Below are 21,167 nucleotides of genomic sequence, written 5' to 3'. Positions count from 1 at the left end.
ACAAAGGCCATTACGCCTGTTTAGCCGCTTCTGCTGCTTTAACGATCACCGCGAAAGCGTCCGCTTTCAGGGATGCACCGCCAACCAGCGCGCCGTCGATGTCTGGCTGGGTGAACAGCTCAGCAGCGTTGGCTGCGTTTACGGAACCGCCGTACTGGATGATCACTTGCTCAGCCACTTTCGCGTCGGCTTTAGCAATGTGGTCACGGATGAATTTGTGAACCGCCTGTGCCTGTGCAGGAGTTGCAGATTTGCCGGTACCGATCGCCCAGACTGGCTCGTAAGCAATAACCGCGCCTTCGAACGCTGCCGCGCCCTGGGTTTTCAGCACTGCGTCGATCTGGCGTGCGCACACTTCTTCAGTTTTGCCCGCTTCGTTTTCCGCTTCGGTTTCACCGATGCACAGAACCGGGATCAGACCCTGCTCTTTCAGCACAGCGAATTTCTTCGCGATGAACTCGTCGGATTCTTTGTGGTAGGTGCGACGCTCAGAGTGGCCGATGATGATGTATTTCGCGCCGATATCTTTCAGCATTTCAGCGGAGGTTTCACCGGTGAATGCGCCAGACAGGTTAACGTCAACGTTCTGCGCGCCCAGCACGATGTGGCTGCCGTCAGCGGCACGTTTAGCCAGATCCAGGTACATATCCGGCGGAGCGATAGCAACCGCACAGCCGGTTACGCCAGCCAGCTCTTTACGCAGGTTCGCAACCAGTTCGTTTACCATGTGGCGGCTGCCGTTCAGTTTCCAGTTACCCATCACTAAAGGATGTCGCATTTCAATTCTCCACGCTAAAAAAGCGAATTAAGGAATATGGCCGCCCTTATGGGCAGCATGGTCTGTGAATCAGTATAGAGATTTTCCCCTGAAAGGCTTTGCTTTTTGTCATTAATTCGCCCCTCCGAGTGAGTCTGATAGCGCCAGCTTAATCGGTTCAACAGCGAAGGTCAGGCCTTTTTCGCCGTTATCCGCCACGACATAGCGAACGGCGCCTTCCGTATCGGCGTAGTAACGCTTGTTTTTACCTGCCGTCAGCAATTTTTGCAGCTTTTGCTGGCTTTGCGATTTCGTTAGCGCCGGCGTGAAGGCATGCAAAATGGCGCTCATATACTCCAGCGCTTTCGCCCTGGCGGCTTTCTGTTCCGGCCCCTGGATTGGCAGCCAGGTGATCTGCATGCTTTTTATTTTTAGCGTGCCGCGTTCCAGTGCCGTCGATGCGTATAAATTCTCGTTAATTTTGCTGGCTGCACGGGTCAGGGTTGGGGTATCTCGGGCGCTATCAATAGCGCGAAATTCATCCAGCGGCAGCTTCGGGTTGGCCTGATTAAAGGCTTCACGAAACTGGCTGATGGATTGGTCGAAGGAGGGCGCACCCGCCAGGAGATACGGCGCTGTAGTCGGGGCGGTGGTTTCAGCGGCATGCAGAGAGCTGCCTGCGCTCAGCATCGCTAAACACAGTAATAGAGAGTGTGCCGTTAATTTCATCAATATTGCCCCTGGCCGTAAGTGCTCATGATTAAAACGATATCTGGTCGGCTTGTCAAAAGGTCACAACTCCAGGGTAAAATGCGCGCTATACGATAATAAGGAACCTTACATGACCATACAGCAGTGGCTGTTTTCATTCAAAGGGCGTATTGGACGCCGTGATTTCTGGGTCTGGATGGTGACGTGGGTTGTCGCCATGCTGCTTCTGTTTTTTGTTGCCTATAACGCGTGGCTGAGCACGCAAACGGCGGCGTTTGCGCTGGTCTGTCTGCTGTGGCCAACGGCCGCCGTGGTGGTGAAACGCCTGCACGATCGCGGCCGTTCCGGCGCGTGGGCTTTTCTGATTATTCTGGCGTGGATGCTGGTGGCAGGAAACTGGTCAGTGCTGCCGTCTATCCTGCCGTGGGTCGTGGGCAGGATGGTGCCGAGCATTATCTTCGTGATGATGGTTGTCGAACTGGGCGCGTTTATCGGCACCCAGAGCGAAAACAAATACGGTAAAGACACCCTTGAGGTGAAGTACCGCTGATCACCAGTAGTGTTCAGCCGTCATATGGCCCGGTCGGCGACGAAGGTGTTTCGTCATCTGCCGGGTATCCTTCAGAAGCTGCTGCGTGTCACGAACCATCTGCGGGTTACCGCACAGCATCACATGGCTGGTTTCGGTATTCATTGGCAAGCCAACCGCCTCCTCCAGCGCACCACTCTCAATCAACGCCGGAACACGTCCGGTTAGTGAACCCGACGCCGTTTCACGGCTGACCACGGTTTGAATTTTCAGCTTCCCGCCGTACTGCTGTTCCAGCGCCTGCATTTGCGGCAGGTAGCTCAGGTCGGCGGCGTAGCGCGCGGCGTGAACCAGCACGATGTTTTTGAAACGTTCCAGATCTTTGCCGTACTGCAAAATAGAGAGATAAGGGCCGATCGCGGTGCCGGTTGCCAGCATCCACAGGGTGTCACAGTCTGGAATTTCGTCGAGCACGAAGAAACCGGCCGCTTCTGCCACAATCTGCACATCATCGCCAGGCTTCAGCGCCGCGAGGCGTGGGCTGAGTTTGCCGTCCGGGACGGTGACCAGATAGAACTCGAGATCCGGGTTATCAGGCGCGTTAACGTAAGAGTAGGCGCGCTGCACGCGTTCGCCGTCGACATCCAGCCCCAGCTTCGCAAATTGCCCGGCTGTGAACGGGTGGACGGGAGCATGCAGGGTGAGACTAAATAGCGCATCGGTCCAGAACTGTACCTTTGTGACTTTTCCTGTTACCCAGTCCGCCATGATCTTCTCCTGTGCTGTTTCTCTGTTCTATCTTCCGTATTTGTGATGATGATTTCCAGCCCGTTCGGGCCGGAAAGCTCAATCGATCAAACGGTTTTACAGAATGTGCGTCTGCACGTCCGGGTCTTTGCGGTCGAGATAGTGGATCGACTGAATGCGGCGAATGGTGCGCGATTTACCGCGGATCAGCAGCGTTTCGGTGGTGGCCATATTGCCCTTGCGGGTGATGCCGTCCAGCAGATCGCCTTTGGTGATGCCGGTCGCGGAGAAGACAACGTTATCGCTGCGCGCCATCTCGTCCAGAGCCAGCACTTTATTGGCCTCGATGCCCATCGCTTCGCAGCGTGCCAGCTCGTTTTCCCCGATACGGCGGTTCTCTTCGCTGTCGCCTTTCACCTCATGACGTGGCAGCAGGCGCGCCTGCATATCGCCGTCCAGCGCGCGGATCACCGCCGCAGAGACCACGCCCTCCGGCGCGCCGCCGATACCGTACAGCACGTCCACTTCGCTGTCCGGCATGCAGGTCAGGATCGAGGCAGCAACGTCACCGTCAGGGATAGCAAACACGCGCACGCCGAGCTTTTGCATCTGCGCGATGGTGGCGTCGTGGCGCGGTTTCGCCAGAATCGTCACGGTCAGCTCGCCGAGCGGTTTGCCCAGGGCTTTGGCGATGCTGCGCAGGTTCTCTTCCAGCGGCAGGCTGAGGTCGATTGCGCCCTTCGCGCCAGGACCGACAATCAGCTTTTCCATGTACATATCCGGCGCGTTGAGGAAGCAGCCTTTATCGGCCACGGCCAGCACCGCCAGCGCGTTGGCCTGGCCCATCGCCGTCATGCGGGTGCCTTCAATCGGGTCGACCGCGATATCCACGGCATCGCCTTTGCCGGTACCGACTTTTTCACCGATATAGAGCATCGGCGCTTCGTCGATCTCGCCTTCGCCGATCACGATGGTGCCGTCGATGTTGACCTGGTTAAGTACAATGCGCATGGCATGGACGGCTGCACCGTCGGCGGTATTTTTGTCGCCACGGCCAAGCCATTTATAGCCTGCGAGGGCGGCCGCTTCGGTGACGCGGGAAAACTCGATAGCAAGTTCACGTTTCATGAGGTACTCGTGCAATCAAAAGGAATTGCACGAAGTTTATCACAGAGTGGGGAGGGTGCGGGGTGGTGCGGTCTGAGCCCCTCACCCCGGCCCTCTCCCCAAAGGGGAGAGGGTGTTTTAAGTCCCCTCGCGCCTTTGGGGAGAGGGTTAGGGTGAGGGGGTGTTTGTCTTACTCGTCGTGCTCTTCCCACGCCAGGGCGCGTTTCACCGCTTTTTTCCAGCCGCTATAGCGGAAGTTACGCTCGGTGGTTTCGATGCCCGGGCGGAACTCACGTTCGATAACCGCTTTTTCCTGCAGTTCGTCCAGGTTCTGCCAGAAACCGACCGCCAGACCGGCAAGGTACGCCGCACCCAGCGCCGTCACTTCACGCACTTCAGGGCGCTCAACGCGGGTGCCCAGAATGTCGGACTGGAACTGCATCAGGAAGTTATTCGCTACCGCACCGCCGTCCACGCGCAGAGCGTGCAGACGAATACCGGAGTCAGCCTGCATTGCTTCCAGCACGTCGCGCGTCTGGTAGGCGATGGATTCCAGGGTGGCGCGAATGATGTGGTTGGAATTCACACCGCGCGTCAGACCGAAAATCGCGCCGCGCGCATACGGGTCCCAGTACGGTGCGCCCAGACCGGTGAACGCAGGCACCACGTACACGCCGTTGGTGTCTTTCACTTTGGTCGCGAAGTACTCGGAATCGAACGCATCGCTGATCAGCTTCATCTCGTCGCGCAGCCACTGAATGGACGCACCGGCCATGAATACCGCACCTTCCAGCGCATAGTTCACTTCGCCGCGCGGGCCGCAGGCGATGGTGGTCAGCAGACCGTTTTCTGATTTCACCGCTTTCTCGCCGGTGTTCATCAGCATAAAGCAGCCGGTGCCGTAGGTGTTCTTCGCCATCCCTTCTTTAACGCACAGCTGACCGAACAGCGCCGCCTGCTGGTCACCGGCGATACCGGCGATAGGAATACGGGTGCCGCCTTTACCGCCGATGTTGGTCTGGCCGTACACTTCTGAAGACTTACGCACTTCAGGCAGCATCGCGCGAGGAATGTCCAGCGCGTCCAGCATCTTGTCATCCCACTCCAGGGTGTTGATGTTGAACAGCATGGTACGCGAGGCGTTGGTGTAGTCAGTGACGTGAACGCGTCCCTGGGTCATCTTCCAGATAAGCCAGGTATCGACGGTCCCGAACAGCAGCTCACCGCGTTTAGCACGCTCGCGTGAGCCTTCCACGTGGTCGAGGATCCACTTCACTTTGGTGCCGGAGAAATACGGGTCAACCACCAGGCCTGTTGCGCTACGCACATACTCTTCCATCCCGTCGCGCTTCAGCTGCTCGCAGATTTCTGACGTACGGCGGCACTGCCAGACGATGGCGTTATAAATCGGCTTACCGGTTTCGCGTTCCCAGACCACGGTGGTCTCACGTTGGTTGGTGATACCGATGGCGGCAATCTCGTCGGAACTGATATCGGCTTTCGCCAGCACTTCGACCAGTGTGGAGCTTTGTGACGCCCAGATCTCCATCGGGTCGTGTTCTACCCAGCCTGGACGAGGATAAATTTGCTCGAATTCGCGCTGTGACACGCTGACGATGTTCGCGTCATGATCCATTACGACAGCGCGGGAGCTGGTAGTGCCCTGGTCGAGCGCAACAATATATTTTTTTTCGGTCATGTTAGGTGTCCCGTAGTCAGATTACAGCGAAGCTTTTTGTTGTGCGGCAGACGTTGTGTCTTTCTCTTCTTCCACACAGGTGTCGCACGGTAAGTGGCGACCAATTAATTTGCGATAGCCGAATGCACCCAGCGCCGCCCCTACGATTGGCCCGAACAGCGGGACCAGGAAGTAAGGAATATCTTTGCCACCGGTAAAGGCGACGTCGCCCCATCCAGCGAAGAAGGCGAAGGTTTTTGGCCCCAGGTCACGCGCCGGGTTCATCGCGAAGCCGGTCAGTGGACCCATTGATGCGCCGATAACCGCAATCAGCAGGCCAATCAACAGCGGGGCCAGCGGGCCACGCGGAATGCCGTTGCCGTCATCGCCCAGCGCCATAATGACGCCCATCAGAATAGCGGTAATCACCATTTCAACTGCGAACGCCTGCACAAAATTGATATGCGGGTTCGGATAGGTTGAGAAGATGCCAGCCAGATCCAGACTTTCGACACTGCCGCGCACCATATGATGCGTCTGTTCGAAGTCGATGAAAAGATTGTAATAAAGCCCGTAAACTAACGCCGCTGCGCAAAAGGCGCCGGCAAACTGAGAAATAATGAAAGGAACAACTTTGCGTCCATCGAAGCACGCGAACAGCCACAGCGCGATGGTCACCGCCGGGTTAAGATGTGCACCGGAAACCCCTGCTGTCAGGTAGATGGCCATCGCCACGCCCAGACCCCAGATGATACTGATTTCCCACTGACCAAAACTGGCACCCGCCACTTTCAGTGCAGCGACACAGCCCACTCCGAAGAATATCAACAACCCGGTACCAAGGAATTCGGCAATGCACTGGCCTTTTAAGGTTGATGTCTGACTCATAATCGGAATCCTGAAGAGATTAATGTTTATTGTTAGCATGGCCGCCCGTGACAGCCACGATGTCCTGTAGACATAGTGTTAATTTATCGTTAACGAGCAAAAACGAGAAATATCGAAATCAAAATGTGTGGTCTGTGTCAATAAAATGAGCGTTTTCGCGCCATAAAGCACATTTTTGCATCAGCATCAGAATGTGAGCTGAATCATTTCATTAACGAATGAGTTAACAATTTAGGGGTATATGGCGCGAACACACCAGGACCAGACCTAAAAGTGTTGCAAACCGCGATCTGCGCGGTGTGTCGCTGGACACAGAGCGCCGCGCTCCATACAATCGACGGTATATGTCGTGCGCGTTTACGTTAAAGCGTCGCCTTGCAATTCAGGAGAGGTAGCATCATGTCTTTAGAAGTGTTTGAGAAACTGGAATCGAAAGTACAGCAGGCGATTGACACCATCACCCTGCTGCAGATGGAAATTGAAGAGCTGAAAGAGAAGAACAACAGCCTGGCGCAGGAAGTTCAGAACGCTCAGCACGGCCGCGAAGAACTGGAGCGCGAAAACAACCAGCTGCGCGAACAGCAGAACGGCTGGCAGGATCGCCTGCAGGCGCTGCTGGGACGTATGGAAGAGGTTTAATTCCCATTGGGATGAACTGAACAGGCCGGGTAAGGCGAAGCCGCCACCCGGCTTTTTTTATATTTATCCCAAAACAATTAGGATTTTATAAAGGTTCTGAGGGGTTGCCCAAGGGTTGGACGAGAGTATGATGAAGATCCCTGGTGTTAGCCTGCAAGCCTTCCCAACGGACCGCGAATCCCGAGGGACAAAAAAACCGCCACATTGCTGTTGGCGGTTTTTTATGGATTTCGCTTAGCGATTTACTACTCAATATCCAGCGCATCCTCGGAAAGGATAATACCGGTATTGTCAGCGTAAAGGTGGTCACCGGAGAAGAAGGTCACGCCGCCGAAATTGACGCGCACGTCGCTTTCGCCGATGCCGTCACCCGCCGCCCCTACCGGTATGGCGGCGATGGCCTGAATCCCGATATCAAGGTCTTCGAGATCGTCCACCTGACGCACGGAGCCGTACACTACAATGCCTTCCCACTCATTCTGAACGGCAATTCCCGCCAGTTCAGCATCAACCAATGCACGTCGCACGGAGCCGCCGCCGTCGACCACCAGAACGCGGCCACGACCATTCTGTTCGAGCAGATCGTACAGCAACCCGTTATCCTCGAAACATTTCACCGTGATGATTTGCCCGCCAAACGACGACCGCCCGCCAAAGTTGGAGAACAGCGGTTCAACGACGTTGACATCTTCCTGGTAGATGTCACAAAGCTCGGAGGTATCGTATTTCATAGGTTTAACGCTCAGTTGCTGCGAATGTGTTCAGTATATCGTGCGAAATACGTTGTTGGCAAAATCATCAATTGTTAATTGATATTTGTCAGCTAACTGAGCGTCTGGCTTAACACAATCCCGATGACGAACAGCAGGTTAGTCAGCAACGCGCCTTTTACCGTACGCTCCAGCATTGGCGGCATGGCTGCCGGGCTGAGTTCGCGCATCACAAAGCGGGCCTGCTTAATCAGCAGCGGCGCGGCAAGCACAAACAGCCAGCCCCACAAACTCTGCAAGGAAATCAGGTTAAACAGCGCCAGGCAAACCAGCGCGCCAATGAGCAGACAGGTATGATAACGGCGCGCATTCACCGGCCCCAGGCGCACGGCCAGAGTGTTTTTGCCGTTCTCGCGATCGCTGTCGATATCGCGCAGGTTGTTGATGTTGAGTACTGCCGTCGCCAGCAGGCCGCAGGCGGTTGCGGGCAGGAACAGGGCAGGGATGACCGTATGCGCCTGTAGATACCAACTCCCCATCACGCTCAGCCAGCCGAAGAACATCAGCACGGAGATATCACCCAGCCCAATATAACCGTAAGGGCGCGTGCCAACGGTGTAGGTAATGGCTGCGATAATCGCGAGCAGACCCAGCACCAGGAAGCCGATGAAATCGCTGGTGGTCTTAGACGCGACCGTCACCAGCGCCAGGCCGGATACGCAAATCAGCACCACGGTGATAATCAGCGCGCGTTTCATCTGTGCCTGGGTAATGACCCCTTTCTGCATCCCGCGCAGCGGCCCGATGCGATCGGGCTTGTCGCTGCCTTTTACCGCATCGCCATAGTCGTTGGCGAGATTGGAGAGAATTTGCAGCAGGCCAGCGGTAATCAACGCCAGCGCGGCGACCAGCGGATCAAAATAACCTTGCCACCAGGCAAGCGCAGTACCGACGATAATCGCGGCAAAGGCCAGAGGAAGCGTTTTAGGGCGCAAACTTTCGAGCCACGCCTGAGTACGGCTGATGTCAGTCATAAGTATTTAGCCAATAAAAATGGGGGCATTAGCCCCCATTAAACGTGATGAGAATGCAGTAACCGCGATTATAGGATAAAACGGCTCAGATCTTCATCTGCCACTAACGCATCCAGATGTTTACTCACATATTCTGCGTCAATGGTAATGGTTTGACCGTTAAGGTCGCTCGCATCATAAGAGATATCTTCCACCAGGCGTTCCAGTACGGTGTGCAGACGACGCGCACCGATGTTCTCGGTGGTTTCGTTCACCTGCCATGCGGCCTGGGCGATACGTTTGATACCGTCTTCGGTGAACTCGAGGTTCACACCTTCGGTTGCCATCAGCGCTTTGTACTGCACGGTGGCAGAGGCGTTCGGCTCGGTCAGGATACGTTCGAAATCTTCGGTGGTCAGCGCCTGCAGCTCAACGCGGATCGGCAGACGACCCTGCAGTTCCGGGATCAGATCTGACGGGCTGGCAACCTGGAACGCGCCTGAGGCGATAAACAGGATGTGGTCCGTTTTCACCATGCCGTGCTTAGTGGAGACGGTGCAGCCTTCAACCAGCGGCAGCAGGTCGCGCTGAACGCCTTCGCGGGACACATCCGGGCCGGAGCTGTTGCCGCCGCGCTTACAAATTTTGTCGATTTCGTCGATAAACACGATGCCGTGCTGCTCAACCGCGTCGATAGCATCCTGCTTCAGCTCTTCCGGGTTCACCAGCTTCGCCGCTTCTTCTTCAATCAGCAGCTTCATCGCGTCTTTGATTTTCAGCTTACGCGCTTTCTGCTTCTGGCCGCCCAGGTTCTGGAACATGGACTGCAGCTGGCTGGTCATCTCTTCCATGCCCGGAGGTGCCATGATTTCGACACCCATCGGCGCGGCAGCGAGATCGATCTCAATCTCTTTGTCATCCAGCTGACCTTCACGCAGTTTCTTGCGGAATGCCTGGCGCGCGGCGGACGGTTCCGCCTGCTGCTCTGCCTGGCCCCAGTTGTTTTTCGCCGGCGGGATCAGCACGTCGAGAATGCGCTCTTCGGCCATCTCTTCCGCACGGTAGCGGTTTTTCTCGATTGCCTGGACGCGCACCATCTTGATCGCCGAGTCGGTCAGATCGCGGATGATGGAGTCTACTTCTTTACCCACATAGCCCACTTCGGTGAACTTGGTGGCCTCCACTTTGATGAACGGCGCGTTAGCGAGTTTCGCCAGGCGACGAGCGATTTCGGTTTTACCCACGCCGGTCGGCCCGATCATCAGAATGTTTTTCGGGGTCACTTCGTGGCGCAGCTCTTCATCAAGCTGCATACGACGCCAGCGGTTACGCAGGGCGATAGCCACGGAACGCTTGGCGTTATCCTGGCCGATAATGTGTTTGTTCAGTTCGCTGACAATTTCGCGTGGGGTCATTTCAGACATGGGAGATCCTTACGCTTTGGAGGTCAATTCTTCGATGGTGTGGTTGTGGTTGGTATAAATGCAGATATCACCTGCAATATCCAACGCTTTCACCGCGATATCACGCGCGTTCATGTCGGTGTTTTCCAACAGGGCGCGGGCTGCAGCCTGGGCGTACGGGCCGCCGGAGCCGATGGCAATCAGGTCATTTTCCGGCTGAATCACGTCACCGTTCCCGGTGATGATCAGCGAGGCGGTTTCATCGGCCACGGCCAGCAGCGCTTCGAGTTTGCGCAGCATGCGGTCGGTACGCCAGTCTTTCGCCAGCTCAACGGCGGCTTTCACCAGATGACCCTGGTGCATTTCCAGTTTGCGTTCAAACAGTTCAAACAGCGTGAAGGCATCCGCCGTGCCGCCTGCAAAACCGGCGATCACTTTGTCGTTGTAGAGACGACGCACTTTCTTCACGTTGCCCTTCATGACGGTATTACCCAGCGTGGCCTGGCCATCACCGGCGATTACCACATGGCCGTTACGGCGTACACTTACTATTGTTGTCACGAGCAGACCCCCTGGTTACAGATTCGGGAAACAGAAGCCCTGAGCCAGTGCTCAGGGCTGAATTAAATGATAGATGGGGGGGATTTTGGGGGTTTCAACCCCCGGAGGCGAGTCGAATGCAGTTTGTGTGACCGGCTACTTTCAAACGAGAGATAGTACCATCGGCATTTTCTTTGCCTTTGACCGGGCCAATCACCACGCGGTTCCAGCCGTTATTGGTGGTAATGCGTGAGTCAAATCCTTCGAACGCGAGCTGAGCACGCACGGTTTCGGCCTGCTCGGCACCTTTAAACGAGCCGCACTGCACCATCCAGCGGCGTTCGTCTTTTTTCTCTGCCGTTTGCTTCGGTGCTTCGGTTTCTTTAGTCACCGGCGCGGCCTGCTGCGTTTTCGGCTGCTGCGCCGTGGTATGCGCTGGCGTCTGGAGCAGATCCTGATACGGCTGCGCCGCTTGCTTTTGCGGCTGCGCTTTTGGCTGTTGCTGAACAGGCTGCGATTGTACCGTACGCGTCTGCTGCTGTGGCTGCTGGTATGGCTGGGCCTTCGGCTGTTGTACCGGCTGGGTTTGCGTCCACTGCTGCTGTTGCTGTTGCTGAATTTGTGCCTGGCGCTGACGCTGCATCTGCAACGTTTGCTGACGCTGCGCAGGCGTTTGTTCATTCCACGGCACTTCATTCAGCTGCGTAGGCTGCTGGCGCATATCGGCCTGCATCTGTGCCAGCAGCTGGCGCTGTTCGTTCGTCAGCTGATCGGCATTTTTCACTTCGCCACCGGCAGACGGCTCGGTAGGCGCACGCACGCCAGGCTGGCGGCTTTCCAGCTCTTTAATATAGCGCCAGCGCTCCTCAGGCTTCGGCGGAAGGCCATTACCGGCCACTTTGTTGCCCTGAAGCGCTTCAGATTCTTCTTTTTTATGGTGCGTAATGAAGTACAGGCCGCCAATGAAGGCCACCAGTACAGCCGCAGCAATAGCGACCATTGCTGGCGAGACGGCAGGCAGGTTCCGCTGCTTGCTTTTTGAACTGCTCTTTTTGCGTCGCGAAGGTGCCGGCTGGCCGCGACGTACATAATCTCGTTGTGCCACTATCGTTTCGCTGTATTTATTCGTTCGTCAGCCCGCCATGTTACTTAAGCGGCGGGGCTTTGACCAGATAAGGGTGTCCGAAAGGCATTTACTTTAAGTCAATGCCTGGGTAGAGCCGCGAACAATCAGCTCGCAGTCCAGTAACCGCGAGCCGCTGCTAACCGTTTGACCCTGCAGCTGATCCAGCAAAAGCAGCATCGCTTCGCGGCCAATCTGATAGCGTGGTTGTGAAACGGTGGAGAGAGGCGGATCGCAAAATTCTGAAAGCGAAATATTATCGAAGCCGATAATCGACAGGTCTTTTGGCACGCGTAATCCACGGCGTTTGGCGTGAGACAGCGCTCCCAGCGCCATCACGTCGCTGTGGCAGAACACCGCTGTTGGCGGCTGCGGCAGCGCCAGCAGTTTCTCCAGCGCCTGTCCGCCCGCTTCAAAGGTAAAATCACCGCGCGCAATATAGTGCGGATCGACAATGGCTCCGGTACGACGCAGCGCCTGAACATAGCCCTGCAGGCGGTAATGGCAAAGCGGCATCTCTTCCGGCCCGGCAATACAGCCAATGCGCTTATGCCCCAGATCCTGAAGATAGTTCACCGCATTGAACGCGGCCGTCAGGTTATCAATATGCACCGTCGGCAGTTCCAGCTCTGGCGCGAACTCGTTGGCCATCACCATCGGCGGTAAATTGCGTTGTTCTTCAATGCTGGCATCAAACGGCAGGCGGGAGCCAAGCAGCAACATGCCGTCAATCTGCTTGGTGATAATGAGATCGATAAAGGTTTTTTCCTGCTGATTCTGGTGGGCGCAGTCGCCAATCAGCACCAGATAGCCTTGTTCAGCCGCCGTCACTTCGATACCGCGAATGATCTCGCTAAAGAAGGGGTCGCAGATGTCCGGTACAATCACCAGAATAGTCCGCGATTCATTGCGCTTTACGTTGCGCCCCATTGCCTGCGGGAAATAGCCCACTTCCAGTGCCGCCTGTTCAACCTTGTTACGGGTCGACTGGGAGACTTTATCCGGGTTCATTAATGCGCGGGACACGGTTGCCGTTGAGACTTGTGCTTTCTCGGCAACGTCTTTCATGGTCGCCGTAGTGACCTCTTTCCTGGACTTCAACGTCTTCTCCTCGCCTGAACACCGAACTGCGGACAACACCATTTTTACAGATAGTTAATGGAATCGGTTACAGAATTTTCATAAAAAGTGTGAGGCACGTTAAATTTTTCGAACCGTCTTCAGCCTTCGATGGGATCGACGTCCAGAATCCACTTCACTTTACGTGCTTCCGGCAGGGTATTGATCAGCGCCAGCGTGCCGCTAACGATATGCTGCAGGCGGATACGTGACGGGTGCTGAAGTAAGATTTGCCAGCGGAAACGTCCGCCGCGTTTCGGAGCCAGCGCTGGAACCGGACCCAAAATCCACAGTTGACTATCTACCAGTGGGCTGGCCTGCAGGAGGTTTCTCAACTGTTGCAGGAAAAGCGGCGCCTGCTGGTTGTTATGGTCTTCCGCGCGGATGATGACGTGGCTGGTCCACGGCGGCAGCTGCATGGTCTGGCGTTCGGCCAGCGCCTGTTCGGCAAAGGCGTCATAGCCTTTATGCAGCAACGTTTGCAGCAGCGGGTGCTCAGGATGGTGCGTTTGCAGCACCACTTCGCCTTGTTTTCCTGCGCGCCCGGCACGCCCCGCCACCTGGGTATAAAGCTGGGCGAAACGCTCGGCGGAGCGGAAATCTGCCGAGAACAGTGCGCCGTCAACGTCCAGCAGGGCGACCAGCGTGACGTCCGGGAAGTGATGCCCTTTTGCCAGCATCTGGGTGCCAATCAATATGCGTGCGCCACCGCGATGCACTTCCGCCAGCTGTTGTTCCAGCGCGCCTTTGCGGCTGGTGGTGTCCCGGTCGATACGCGAAATAGGCACGTCCGGGAAGAAGGGGCCAAGGGCCTGTTCAAGCTGTTCCGTGCCCAGACCGACCGGCACGATATGCGTTGAGCCACACGACGGGCACTGGCGCGGCACCGGGCGCTGGCTGTCGCAGTGGTGGCAGCGTAAATGACGCTGGGCCTGATGGAAGGTGTAGTAGTGGTCGCAGCGCGGGCATTCCGCAATCCAGCCGCAGTCGTGGCACAGCAGGGCGGGCGCGAAGCCGCGTCGGTTAAGGAACAGGATCACCTGGTTGCCCGCCTGCAAGTGCTGTCGCATTCGGGTAATCAATGCAGGCGCGAGCCCGGCCTGAACCTGCTGACCTTTCAGATCCAGCACGTGCTGAATCGCCGGGCGGGCATTACCCGCGCGACGCGTCAGGCGCAGCATATGGTATTTACGCTGGCGCACGTTGTGCAGCGTTTCGAGCGCAGGCGTGGCGGAGCCGAGAATAATAGGAATTTGCTCGCTGTGCGCGCGGTATACCGCTAAGTCACGGGCGTGATAGCGCCAGCCTTCCTGCTGTTTATAGGAGCTGTCGTGCTCTTCATCTATTACGATAACGCCGAGATTTTTAAACGGTGTAAACAGCGACGAGCGGGTGCCGATCACAATCGCCGCTTCGCCATTTTTCGCTTTCAGCCAGGCGCTGAGGCGCTCGCTGTCGTTAAGCCCGGAGTGTAGAACCTCAACGGGCGCGTTAAAGCGTTCGCGGAAGCGGGCGATGGTCTGCGGCGTCAGGCCGATTTCCGGCACCATCACCAGCGCCTGTTTGCCCTGTGCGAGCACGTTTTCCAGCACGCTCAGATAAACTTCGGTCTTGCCGGACCCCGTCACGCCCGCCAGCAGCCAGGCAGAGAAATGATCGGAGGCGCTGTGAATCGCCCCCACGGCGGTGGCCTGCTCGGTGTTCAGACGCAGGCGATCTCCTGAAACGGAGAAACTCTCGCGCCAGTCGTAAAGGGCAGGTGCTTCGCTTGCCAGTTCGCTCAGCCCTTTCTTTCTTAATGCCTGCAGCGCGGTTTCGCTGACCTCAAGCTCGTCCACCTGATGCCGCCAGATTTTCCCCTGGCGCAGTGCCGCCAGAGCCTGCTGCTGTTTCTGCGAACGCTTCAGGCTGTTGATATCCACGGCCTGACCCTGCTCGGTAGCAAACCAGTACCACATCGGCGCATGGCTGGCGCTTTTGCCCTGGCGCAGCATGATCGGCAGCGCGTGGAACAGGACGTCGCCAATGGGGTGATGATAGTAATCCGCCGCCCACAGCAGTAGTCGCCAGGTGCTGGTGGAGTAAACCGGCTCGCTGTCCAGTACCTCAACAACTGATTTCAGCTCATTGAGCGGCAGCTCGCTTTTCTCACTCACGGAAACCACGATCCCCACGCGCTGCTGTTTGCCAAACGGCACGGTCACGCGACAGCCCGCTTTGGCGCTCATGCTGTCGGGCAGCAGATAGTCAAAGGTGCGGGGAAGCGGAACGGGCAGGGCAACGTGAGCGACGGGCATCGAATCTTCCTGACTTGAAAAGTGGCGCGTTAGTATACACATTAGTGAAAGCGGCGTGCGGATCAGTTTGCATACGTTGGTCAAATTCTGTATGATTCGCCGCCTTTGGTGTATATTACGCCAAAGAAATTACATTCAACATCGCGTGGTGTCTGGCGTTAGGGCTGGAAGAGCGACGCGGCCTTTACTGAGGTTCTCCCATGAAAAAAGATATTCACCCGAAATACGAAATGATTACTGCAAACTGCTCTTGCGGTAACTCTATCCAGATCCGCTCCACCGTGGGTCACGATCTGAACCTGGACGTGTGCGGTAAATGCCACCCGTTCTACACTGGTAAGCAGCGTGATGTTGCAACCGGTGGCCGTGTTGACCGCTTCAACAAGCGTTTCAGCATCCCGGGCGCTAAATAAGTTTCCCGAAAAAAAGGCACCGCAAGGTGCCTTTTTTGTATCCGCTTTTCAGTATTCCCACGTATCCGGGTCAATGCCCAGTTCACGCATGATCACCTTCGCCTCTTCCGGGATTTCATCACTGCGCTCTTTACGCAGATCTTCATCGTTCGGCAACGGTTGACCAGTAAACGCATGCAGGAACGCTTCGCACAGCAGTTCGCTGTTGGTCGCGTGACGCAGGTTGTTCACCTGACGACGCGTGCGTTCATCGGTGAGGATCTTCAACACCTTCAGAGGAATGGAAACCGTAATTTTCTTTACTTGCTCACTCTTCTTACCGTGCTCAGCGTATGGGCTGATATATTCGCCGCTCCATTCAGCCATGAGATACCTTTAATCCTCTCAGTCATTAATCTAAAGGTGCAGAACCGATAACCGCCGGTTTTGAACCGTAATCTTGCCTAGTTTACCGTAGAGACGATACCGTGGCACGGATATTGCCGCTGCAGCGTGCACTAAAGCATATAATTTTAACGGCTATTTGCGCATTGCTCAATCTATACGCAAAGAAGTTTAGATGTCCAGATGTATTGACGTCCATACTTTCAATGTTTACTCTGGTGCCTGACTTTTCACCTATTAAGCCAGGAAGCCCTCACCATGACGCGTAAACAGGCCACCATCGCAGTGCGTAGCGGATTGAATGATGACGAGCAGTACGGCTGCGTTGTCCCGCCAATTCATCTTTCCAGTACCTATAATTTTACCGGATTTAATGAACCCCGCGCGCATGACTATTCGCGTCGCGGCAACCCGACGCGTGACGTTACCCAGCGTGCGCTGGCGGAGCTGGAAGGGGGGGCAGGTGCGGTATTAACCAATACAGGTATGTCCGCCATTCACCTGGTGACCACGGTGTTCCTGAAGCCCGGCGACCTGCTGGTTGCTCCGCACGACTGCTACGGCGGCAGCTATCGCCTGTTTGATAGCCTGGCAAAACGCGGTTGCTATCGCGTGCTGTTTGTCGATCAGAATGACGAACAGGCGTTGAAACAGGCGCTGGCAGAGCAGCCGAAGCTGGTTCTGGTGGAAAGTCCAAGCAACCCATTGTTGCGCGTTGTCGATATTGCGAAAATTTGTCAGCTCGCAAGGGATGCGGGAGCGATAAGTGTCGTGGATAATACGTTCCTCAGTCCGGCCCTTCAGAACCCATTGGCACTGGGTGCAGATCTGGTATTGCATTCATGTACTAAATATCTGAACGGTCATTCTGACGTCGTTGCGGGCGTGGTGATTGCAAAAGATCCCGACGTTGTCACCGAACTGGCATGGTGGGCCAATAACATTGGCGTCACGGCGAGCGCCTTCGACAGTTACCTGCTGTTACGCGGCATCCGCACCCTGTCGCCACGTATGGACGTGGCGCAGCGCAATGCCCAGGCGATAGTCGATTTCCTGAAAACCCAGCCGCTGGTGAAAAAGCTGTACCACCCGTCGCTGCCGGAAAACCAGGGGCACGAGATTGCTGCGCGTCAACAGAAGGGATTTGGCGCGATGTTAAGTTTTGAACTGGACGGTGACGAGCAAACGCTGCGTCGCTTCCTGAGCGGGCTGTCATTGTTTACGCTGGCGGAATCATTAGGTGGGGTTGAAAGCTTGATCTCCCACGCCGCGACCATGACGCACGCAGGTATGGCACCGGAAGCACGTGCCGCCGCCGGGATCTCTGAGACGCTGCTGCGTATCTCAACCGGCATTGAAGATTCTGAAGATTTAATTGCCGATCTGGAAAATGGCTTCCAGGTCGCAGCCAAGGGGTAATCATGAGTGTGATAGCGCAGGCAGGGGCGAAGGGTCGTCAGCTGCACAAGTTTGGTGGTAGTAGTCTTGCTGATGTGAAGTGTTACCTGCGCGTTGCAGGGATCATGACCGAGTATTCACAGCCGGGTGACATGATGGTTGTCTCGGCGGCGGGCAGCACCACCAACCAGCTGATTAGCTGGCTGAAACTAAGCCAGACCGATCGCCTTTCTGCGCATCAGGTGCAACAGTCTTTACGTCGTTACCAGAGCGAGCTGATTTCTGGCCTGCTGCCAGCGGACGTGGCGGACGGGCTGATTAGCGCCTTTACGCACGATCTTGAGCGTCTGGCTGCCCTGCTGGACAGCGGTATTACCGATGCGGTGTATGCCGAAGTGGTCGGTCACGGTGAAGTGTGGTCCGCACGCCTGATGGCCGCCGTTCTGCAACACCTGGGCGTGGAGGCGGCCTGGCTCGACGCGCGTGATTTCCTGCGTGCCGAACGCGCCGCGCAGCCTCAGGTGGATGAAGGGTTGTCTTATCCGCTGCTGCAACAGCTTCTGGTGCAGCATCCGGGCAAACGCATTGTAGTGACCGGCTTTATCAGCCGCAGCAACGCGGGCGAAACCGTGCTGCTGGGTCGTAACGGCTCGGACTACTCGGCAACGCAAATTGGTGCGCTGGCGGGCGTGTCCCGCGTCACCATCTGGAGCGACGTGGCCGGTGTCTACAGCGCGGACCCGCGCAAAGTAAAAGATGCTTGCCTGCTGCCGCTGCTGCGTCTCGACGAAGCGAGCGAGCTGGCGCGTCTGGCGGCCCCGGTGCTGCACGCCCGCACGCTGCAGCCGGTTTCCGGTAGCGATATCGACCTGCAACTACGCTGTAGCTACACGCCGGATCAGGGTTCCACCCGCATCGAGCGCGTGCTGGCCTCCGGTACGGGCGCGCGTATTGTCACCAGCCACGACGACATCTGCCTGATTGAGTTCCAGGTGCCGGCGGGCCAGGACTTCAAGCTGGCGCATAAAGATATCGACCTGATCCTCAAACGTGCTCAGGTGCGCCCGCTGGCCGTTGGTGTTCACAACGACCGCCAACTGCTGCAGTTCTGCTATACCGCAGAAGTGGCGGACAGCGCGCTGAAGATTCTGGATGAAGCGGGCCTGCCGGGCGAGCTTCGCCTGCGTCAGGGTCTGGCGCTGGTGGCGATGGTGGGCGCGGGCGTCACCCGTAACCCGCTGCACTGCCACCGCTTCTGGCAGCAGCTGAAAGGCCAGCCGGTGGAGTTTACCTGGCAGTCGGAAGAGGGCATCAGCCTGGTTGCCGTCCTGCGTAAAGGGCCAACCGAGAGCCTGATTCAGGGCCTTCACACCTCCCTGTTCCGCGCAGAAAAACGTATCGGCCTGGTGCTGTTCGGGAAAGGGAACATCGGTTCCCGCTGGCTTGAACTGTTCGCCCGCGAGCAGGAAACGCTCTCCGCGCGTACCGGATTTGAATTTATTCTTGCTGGCGTGGTGGACAGCCGCCGTAGCCTGTTGAATTACGAAGGGCTGGACGCCAGCCGCGCGCTTGCCTTCTTTAATGATGAAGCCGTTGAGCAGGATGAAGAGTCGCTGTTCCTGTGGATGCGCGCGCACCCGTATGACGATCTGGTAGTGCTGGACGTGACCGCCAGCGAGCAGCTTGCGGATCAGTATCTGGATTTCGCCAGCCACGGCTTCCACGTCATCAGCGCCAACAAGCTGGCGGGAGCGAGCAGCACCGATAAATACCGTCAGATCCACGACGCGTTTGAAAAAACCGGTCGTCACTGGCTGTACAACGCCACCGTTGGCGCGGGGCTGCCGGTTAACCATACCGTGCGTGACCTGATTGAAAGCGGCGACAGCATTCTGGCGCTGAGCGGTATCTTCTCCGGTACGCTCTCCTGGCTGTTCCTGCAGTTCGACGGTACCGTGCCCTTCACCGACCTGGTGGATCAGGCATGGCAGCAGGGCTTAACCGAGCCCGATCCGCGCGTGGACCTTGCCGGGAAAGACGTGATGCGTAAGCTGGTGATCCTGGCGCGTGAAGCGGGCTACGACATCGAACCGGGTCAGGTGCGTGTTGAATCGCTGGTGCCCGCTGGCTGTGAGGAAGGGTCTGTGGATCACTTCTTCGAAAACGGTGATGAGCTGAACGAGCAGATGGTACAGCGTCTGGAAGCCGCCAACGAGATGGGCCTGGTGCTGCGCTACGTGGCGCGTTTCGAGGCGAACGGTAAAGCGCGCGTGGGTGTGGAAGCGGTGCGTCCTGAACACCCGCTGGCGGCGCTGCTGCCGTGCGATAACGTCTTCGCTATCGAAAGCCGCTGGTACCGCGATAACCCATTGGTGATCCGTGGTCCGGGCGCGGGACGCGATGTCACCGCTGGGGCGATCCAGTCCGACATTAACCGTCTGGCTAAGCTGCTGTAATCTGGCCTGTTCCCTCTCCCCGTGGGAGAGGGTTAGGGTGAGGGCATCAGACCGCACTTCACCCTCATCATGAATTCCCTTCATCTTCCCTGAACAAACCTCACCGTTATTGTTGATTATTTATGTTGACGTCACTCCGCTTTTCCGTCATTTTTACATCTGGACGTCTAAACGTATAGAAGTTCACAACACAACAAACAATGACACGCGATAGATAGAGGTAAGGTATGAGCTTTTTTCACGCCAACCAGCGGGAAGCCCTGAATCAGAGCCTGGCCGAAGTAAACGGCCAGATTAACGTCTCTTTTGAATTTTTCCCGCCGCGCACCAGTGAAATGGAGCAAACCCTCTGGAGCTCTATCGATCGTCTCAGCAGCCTGAAACCGAAGTTTGTCTCTGTGACTTACGGTGCGAACTCCGGCGAGCGTGACCGTACGCACAGCATCATTAAAGGCATCAAAGATCGTACCGGTCTGGAAGCGGCTCCGCACCTCACCTGCATTGACGCCACCCGCGAGGAGCTGCGGGCTATCGCCCAGGATTACTGGAATAACGGCATTCGTCATATTGTCGCCCTGCGCGGCGACCTACCGCCGGGGAGTGGCAAGCCGGACATGTACGCCGCCGATCTGGTCGCGCTGCTGAAAGACGTGGCTGACTTTGATATCTCCGTTGCTGCTTATCCTGAAGTGCATCCGGAAGCGAAAAGCGCCCAGGCCGATCTGCTTAACCTCAAGCGTAAAGTGGACGCCGGCGCGAACCGCGCCATTACCCAGTTCTTCTTTGATGTGGAAAGCTACCTGCGCTTCCGTGACCGCTGCGTTTCTGCGGGTATCGACGTCGAAATTATCCCAGGCATTTTGCCGGTCTCTAATTTCAAACAGGCGAAGAAATTTGCCGATATGACCAACGTGCGCATTCCGCTGTGGATGTCTAAAATGTACGAGGGTCTGGACGATGACCCGGAAACACGCAAGCTGGTGGGCGCAAATATCGCTATGGACATGGTGAAGATCTTAAGTCGTGAAGGGGTGAAGGATTTCCACTTCTACACGCTGAACCGTGCAGAGATGAGTTACGCCATTTGCCACACGCTCGGCGTCAGACCAGGCGTGTAACAATTAAAGGCCCTCTTCGGAGGGTTTTTTGATTTAAGAGGGTATTATTTTTCTGGCGTATGGGTGATGCTGCATGCACGCAGGAAAGTCATATATTTTCCAGGCGTAATTAAACGGAATTAACTATCGAATCTGTG

At 56.5% G+C, this 21,167-nt stretch carries 20 protein-coding genes; 6 read left to right on the top strand and 14 right to left on the bottom strand.

The window, feature by feature from the left end:
- Nucleotides 1-10: 10 nt before the first annotated feature.
- Together tpiA and N2K86_RS21975 are read right to left on the bottom strand one after the other, a co-directional pair.
- Entirely contained in the window at nucleotides 11-778 is a 768-nt protein-coding gene (tpiA, locus tag N2K86_RS21980; protein ID WP_234672902.1) for a triose-phosphate isomerase, read from the bottom strand.
- 111 nt (nucleotides 779-889) lie between these two features.
- Entirely contained in the window at nucleotides 890-1,447 is a 558-nt protein-coding gene (locus N2K86_RS21975) for a DUF1454 family protein (RefSeq protein WP_407065289.1), read from the bottom strand.
- A gap of 151 nt (nucleotides 1,448-1,598) precedes the next feature.
- On the opposite strand from N2K86_RS21975, the gene N2K86_RS21970 reads away from it, so the two are divergent.
- Entirely contained in the window at nucleotides 1,599-2,018 is a 420-nt protein-coding gene (locus tag N2K86_RS21970; protein ID WP_260659961.1) for a DUF805 domain-containing protein, read from the top strand.
- On the opposite strand, the gene fpr is transcribed toward N2K86_RS21970, so the two are convergent.
- The 4 genes from fpr to N2K86_RS21950 form a co-directional block, all read right to left on the bottom strand.
- Nucleotides 2,019-2,765, bottom strand: a complete 747-nt coding sequence (gene fpr, locus N2K86_RS21965; protein WP_260659960.1) for a ferredoxin--NADP(+) reductase — start codon at nucleotides 2,763-2,765, stop codon at nucleotides 2,019-2,021.
- A 96-nt stretch (nucleotides 2,766-2,861) separates the two neighbouring features.
- On the bottom strand, nucleotides 2,862-3,872 hold the full coding sequence (gene glpX, locus N2K86_RS21960; protein ID WP_260659959.1) for a class II fructose-bisphosphatase: 1,011 nt from the start codon (nucleotides 3,870-3,872) through the stop codon (nucleotides 2,862-2,864).
- A 169-nt stretch (nucleotides 3,873-4,041) separates the two neighbouring features.
- Nucleotides 4,042-5,550 carry a glycerol kinase GlpK gene (glpK, locus tag N2K86_RS21955; protein WP_023333857.1) on the bottom strand — a complete coding sequence of 503 codons (1,509 nt, stop codon included), beginning with the start codon at nucleotides 5,548-5,550 and terminating at the stop codon, nucleotides 4,042-4,044.
- Nucleotides 5,551-5,571: 21 nt separating this feature from the next.
- Nucleotides 5,572-6,417, bottom strand: coding sequence for an MIP/aquaporin family protein (locus tag N2K86_RS21950; RefSeq protein WP_260659958.1), 846 nt, complete (start codon nucleotides 6,415-6,417; stop codon nucleotides 5,572-5,574).
- A 399-nt stretch (nucleotides 6,418-6,816) separates the two neighbouring features.
- On the opposite strand from N2K86_RS21950, the gene zapB reads away from it, so the two are divergent.
- Nucleotides 6,817-7,056 (top strand): septal ring assembly protein ZapB, encoded by a 240-nt coding sequence (gene zapB, locus N2K86_RS21945; protein ID WP_010436935.1) that lies wholly within the window; start codon nucleotides 6,817-6,819, stop codon nucleotides 7,054-7,056.
- A 245-nt stretch (nucleotides 7,057-7,301) separates the two neighbouring features.
- Here the strand turns inward: zapB and rraA are convergent, their stop codons facing one another.
- The 7 genes from rraA to priA all read right to left on the bottom strand — a co-directional run bounded on the left by rraA (nucleotide 7,302) and on the right by priA (nucleotide 15,261).
- A complete protein-coding gene (gene rraA, locus N2K86_RS21940; RefSeq protein WP_260659957.1) occupies nucleotides 7,302-7,787 on the bottom strand; it encodes a ribonuclease E activity regulator RraA in 486 nt (161 codons plus the stop codon).
- A gap of 92 nt (nucleotides 7,788-7,879) precedes the next feature.
- Nucleotides 7,880-8,800, bottom strand: coding sequence for a 1,4-dihydroxy-2-naphthoate polyprenyltransferase (menA, locus tag N2K86_RS21935; RefSeq protein WP_260659956.1), 921 nt, complete (start codon nucleotides 8,798-8,800; stop codon nucleotides 7,880-7,882).
- A gap of 68 nt (nucleotides 8,801-8,868) precedes the next feature.
- Nucleotides 8,869-10,203: an HslU--HslV peptidase ATPase subunit gene (hslU, locus tag N2K86_RS21930; protein ID WP_010436948.1), complete on the bottom strand. Its 1,335-nt coding sequence runs from the start codon at nucleotides 10,201-10,203 to the stop codon at nucleotides 8,869-8,871.
- Between the two features lie 9 nt (nucleotides 10,204-10,212).
- Nucleotides 10,213-10,743, bottom strand: coding sequence for an ATP-dependent protease subunit HslV (gene hslV / locus N2K86_RS21925; protein WP_008501802.1), 531 nt, complete (start codon nucleotides 10,741-10,743; stop codon nucleotides 10,213-10,215).
- Nucleotides 10,744-10,837: 94 nt separating this feature from the next.
- Complete coding sequence (gene ftsN, locus N2K86_RS21920; RefSeq protein WP_089599285.1) at nucleotides 10,838-11,827, bottom strand: cell division protein FtsN; 990 nt, start codon at nucleotides 11,825-11,827, stop codon at nucleotides 10,838-10,840.
- 93 nt (nucleotides 11,828-11,920) lie between these two features.
- Nucleotides 11,921-12,946, bottom strand: coding sequence for a DNA-binding transcriptional regulator CytR (gene cytR, locus N2K86_RS21915; protein WP_260659955.1), 1,026 nt, complete (start codon nucleotides 12,944-12,946; stop codon nucleotides 11,921-11,923).
- 119 nt (nucleotides 12,947-13,065) lie between these two features.
- Nucleotides 13,066-15,261, bottom strand: a complete 2,196-nt coding sequence (gene priA / locus N2K86_RS21910; protein WP_260659954.1) for a primosomal protein N' — start codon at nucleotides 15,259-15,261, stop codon at nucleotides 13,066-13,068.
- A 200-nt stretch (nucleotides 15,262-15,461) separates the two neighbouring features.
- On the opposite strand from priA, the gene rpmE reads away from it, so the two are divergent.
- Nucleotides 15,462-15,674, top strand: a complete 213-nt coding sequence (rpmE, locus tag N2K86_RS21905) for a 50S ribosomal protein L31 (protein ID WP_003862040.1) — start codon at nucleotides 15,462-15,464, stop codon at nucleotides 15,672-15,674.
- 48 nt (nucleotides 15,675-15,722) lie between these two features.
- Here rpmE and metJ read toward each other — a convergent pair whose 3' ends face one another.
- Entirely contained in the window at nucleotides 15,723-16,040 is a 318-nt protein-coding gene (metJ, locus tag N2K86_RS21900; RefSeq protein ID WP_007369220.1) for a met regulon transcriptional regulator MetJ, read from the bottom strand.
- A gap of 276 nt (nucleotides 16,041-16,316) precedes the next feature.
- Between metJ and metB the strand changes: the two genes are divergently transcribed.
- From metB to metF, 3 genes are all read left to right on the top strand, one after another.
- Nucleotides 16,317-17,477: a cystathionine gamma-synthase gene (metB, locus tag N2K86_RS21895; RefSeq protein WP_126546038.1), complete on the top strand. Its 1,161-nt coding sequence runs from the start codon at nucleotides 16,317-16,319 to the stop codon at nucleotides 17,475-17,477.
- 2 nt (nucleotides 17,478-17,479) lie between these two features.
- Nucleotides 17,480-19,912 (top strand): bifunctional aspartate kinase/homoserine dehydrogenase II, encoded by a 2,433-nt coding sequence (locus N2K86_RS21890; RefSeq protein WP_260659953.1) that lies wholly within the window; start codon nucleotides 17,480-17,482, stop codon nucleotides 19,910-19,912.
- A gap of 227 nt (nucleotides 19,913-20,139) precedes the next feature.
- The gene (gene metF / locus N2K86_RS21885; RefSeq protein WP_260659952.1) at nucleotides 20,140-21,030 is read left to right on the top strand and encodes a methylenetetrahydrofolate reductase; all 891 of its coding nucleotides are present in this window, start codon (nucleotides 20,140-20,142) and stop codon (nucleotides 21,028-21,030) included.
- Nucleotides 21,031-21,167: the final 137 nt, after the last annotated feature.

This window comes from Enterobacter mori (assembly GCF_025244905.1).
Taxonomy (GTDB): Bacteria; Pseudomonadota; Gammaproteobacteria; order Enterobacterales; family Enterobacteriaceae; genus Enterobacter; species Enterobacter mori_A.
This window is presented reverse-complemented; position numbering and strand designations above follow the sequence as displayed.

Bases quoted from the DNA above. Each gene is read 5' to 3' on its own strand.
- zapB (WP_010436935.1), top strand. From the start codon at position 6,817: ATGTCTTTAGAAGTGTTTGAGAAACTGGAATCGAAAGTACAGCAGGCG.
- N2K86_RS21890 (WP_260659953.1), top strand. From the start codon at position 17,480: ATGAGTGTGATAGCGCAGGCAGGGGCGAAGGGTCGTCAGCTGCACAAG.
- N2K86_RS21950 (WP_260659958.1), bottom strand. From the start codon at position 6,417: ATGAGTCAGACATCAACCTTAAAAGGCCAGTGCATTGCCGAATTCCTT.
- metB (WP_126546038.1), top strand. From the start codon at position 16,317: ATGACGCGTAAACAGGCCACCATCGCAGTGCGTAGCGGATTGAATGAT.
- rpmE (WP_003862040.1), top strand. From the start codon at position 15,462: ATGAAAAAAGATATTCACCCGAAATACGAAATGATTACTGCAAACTGC.
- hslU (WP_010436948.1), bottom strand. From the start codon at position 10,203: ATGTCTGAAATGACCCCACGCGAAATTGTCAGCGAACTGAACAAACAC.
- priA (WP_260659954.1), bottom strand. From the start codon at position 15,261: ATGCCCGTCGCTCACGTTGCCCTGCCCGTTCCGCTTCCCCGCACCTTT.
- rraA (WP_260659957.1), bottom strand. From the start codon at position 7,787: ATGAAATACGATACCTCCGAGCTTTGTGACATCTACCAGGAAGATGTC.
- metF (WP_260659952.1), top strand. From the start codon at position 20,140: ATGAGCTTTTTTCACGCCAACCAGCGGGAAGCCCTGAATCAGAGCCTG.
- metJ (WP_007369220.1), bottom strand. From the start codon at position 16,040: ATGGCTGAATGGAGCGGCGAATATATCAGCCCATACGCTGAGCACGGT.
- N2K86_RS21975 (WP_407065289.1), bottom strand. From the start codon at position 1,447: ATGCTGAGCGCAGGCAGCTCTCTGCATGCCGCTGAAACCACCGCCCCG.
- N2K86_RS21970 (WP_260659961.1), top strand. From the start codon at position 1,599: ATGACCATACAGCAGTGGCTGTTTTCATTCAAAGGGCGTATTGGACGC.
- tpiA (WP_234672902.1), bottom strand. From the start codon at position 778: ATGCGACATCCTTTAGTGATGGGTAACTGGAAACTGAACGGCAGCCGC.
- glpK (WP_023333857.1), bottom strand. From the start codon at position 5,550: ATGACCGAAAAAAAATATATTGTTGCGCTCGACCAGGGCACTACCAGC.
- glpX (WP_260659959.1), bottom strand. From the start codon at position 3,872: ATGAAACGTGAACTTGCTATCGAGTTTTCCCGCGTCACCGAAGCGGCC.
- menA (WP_260659956.1), bottom strand. From the start codon at position 8,800: ATGACTGACATCAGCCGTACTCAGGCGTGGCTCGAAAGTTTGCGCCCT.
- fpr (WP_260659960.1), bottom strand. From the start codon at position 2,765: ATGGCGGACTGGGTAACAGGAAAAGTCACAAAGGTACAGTTCTGGACC.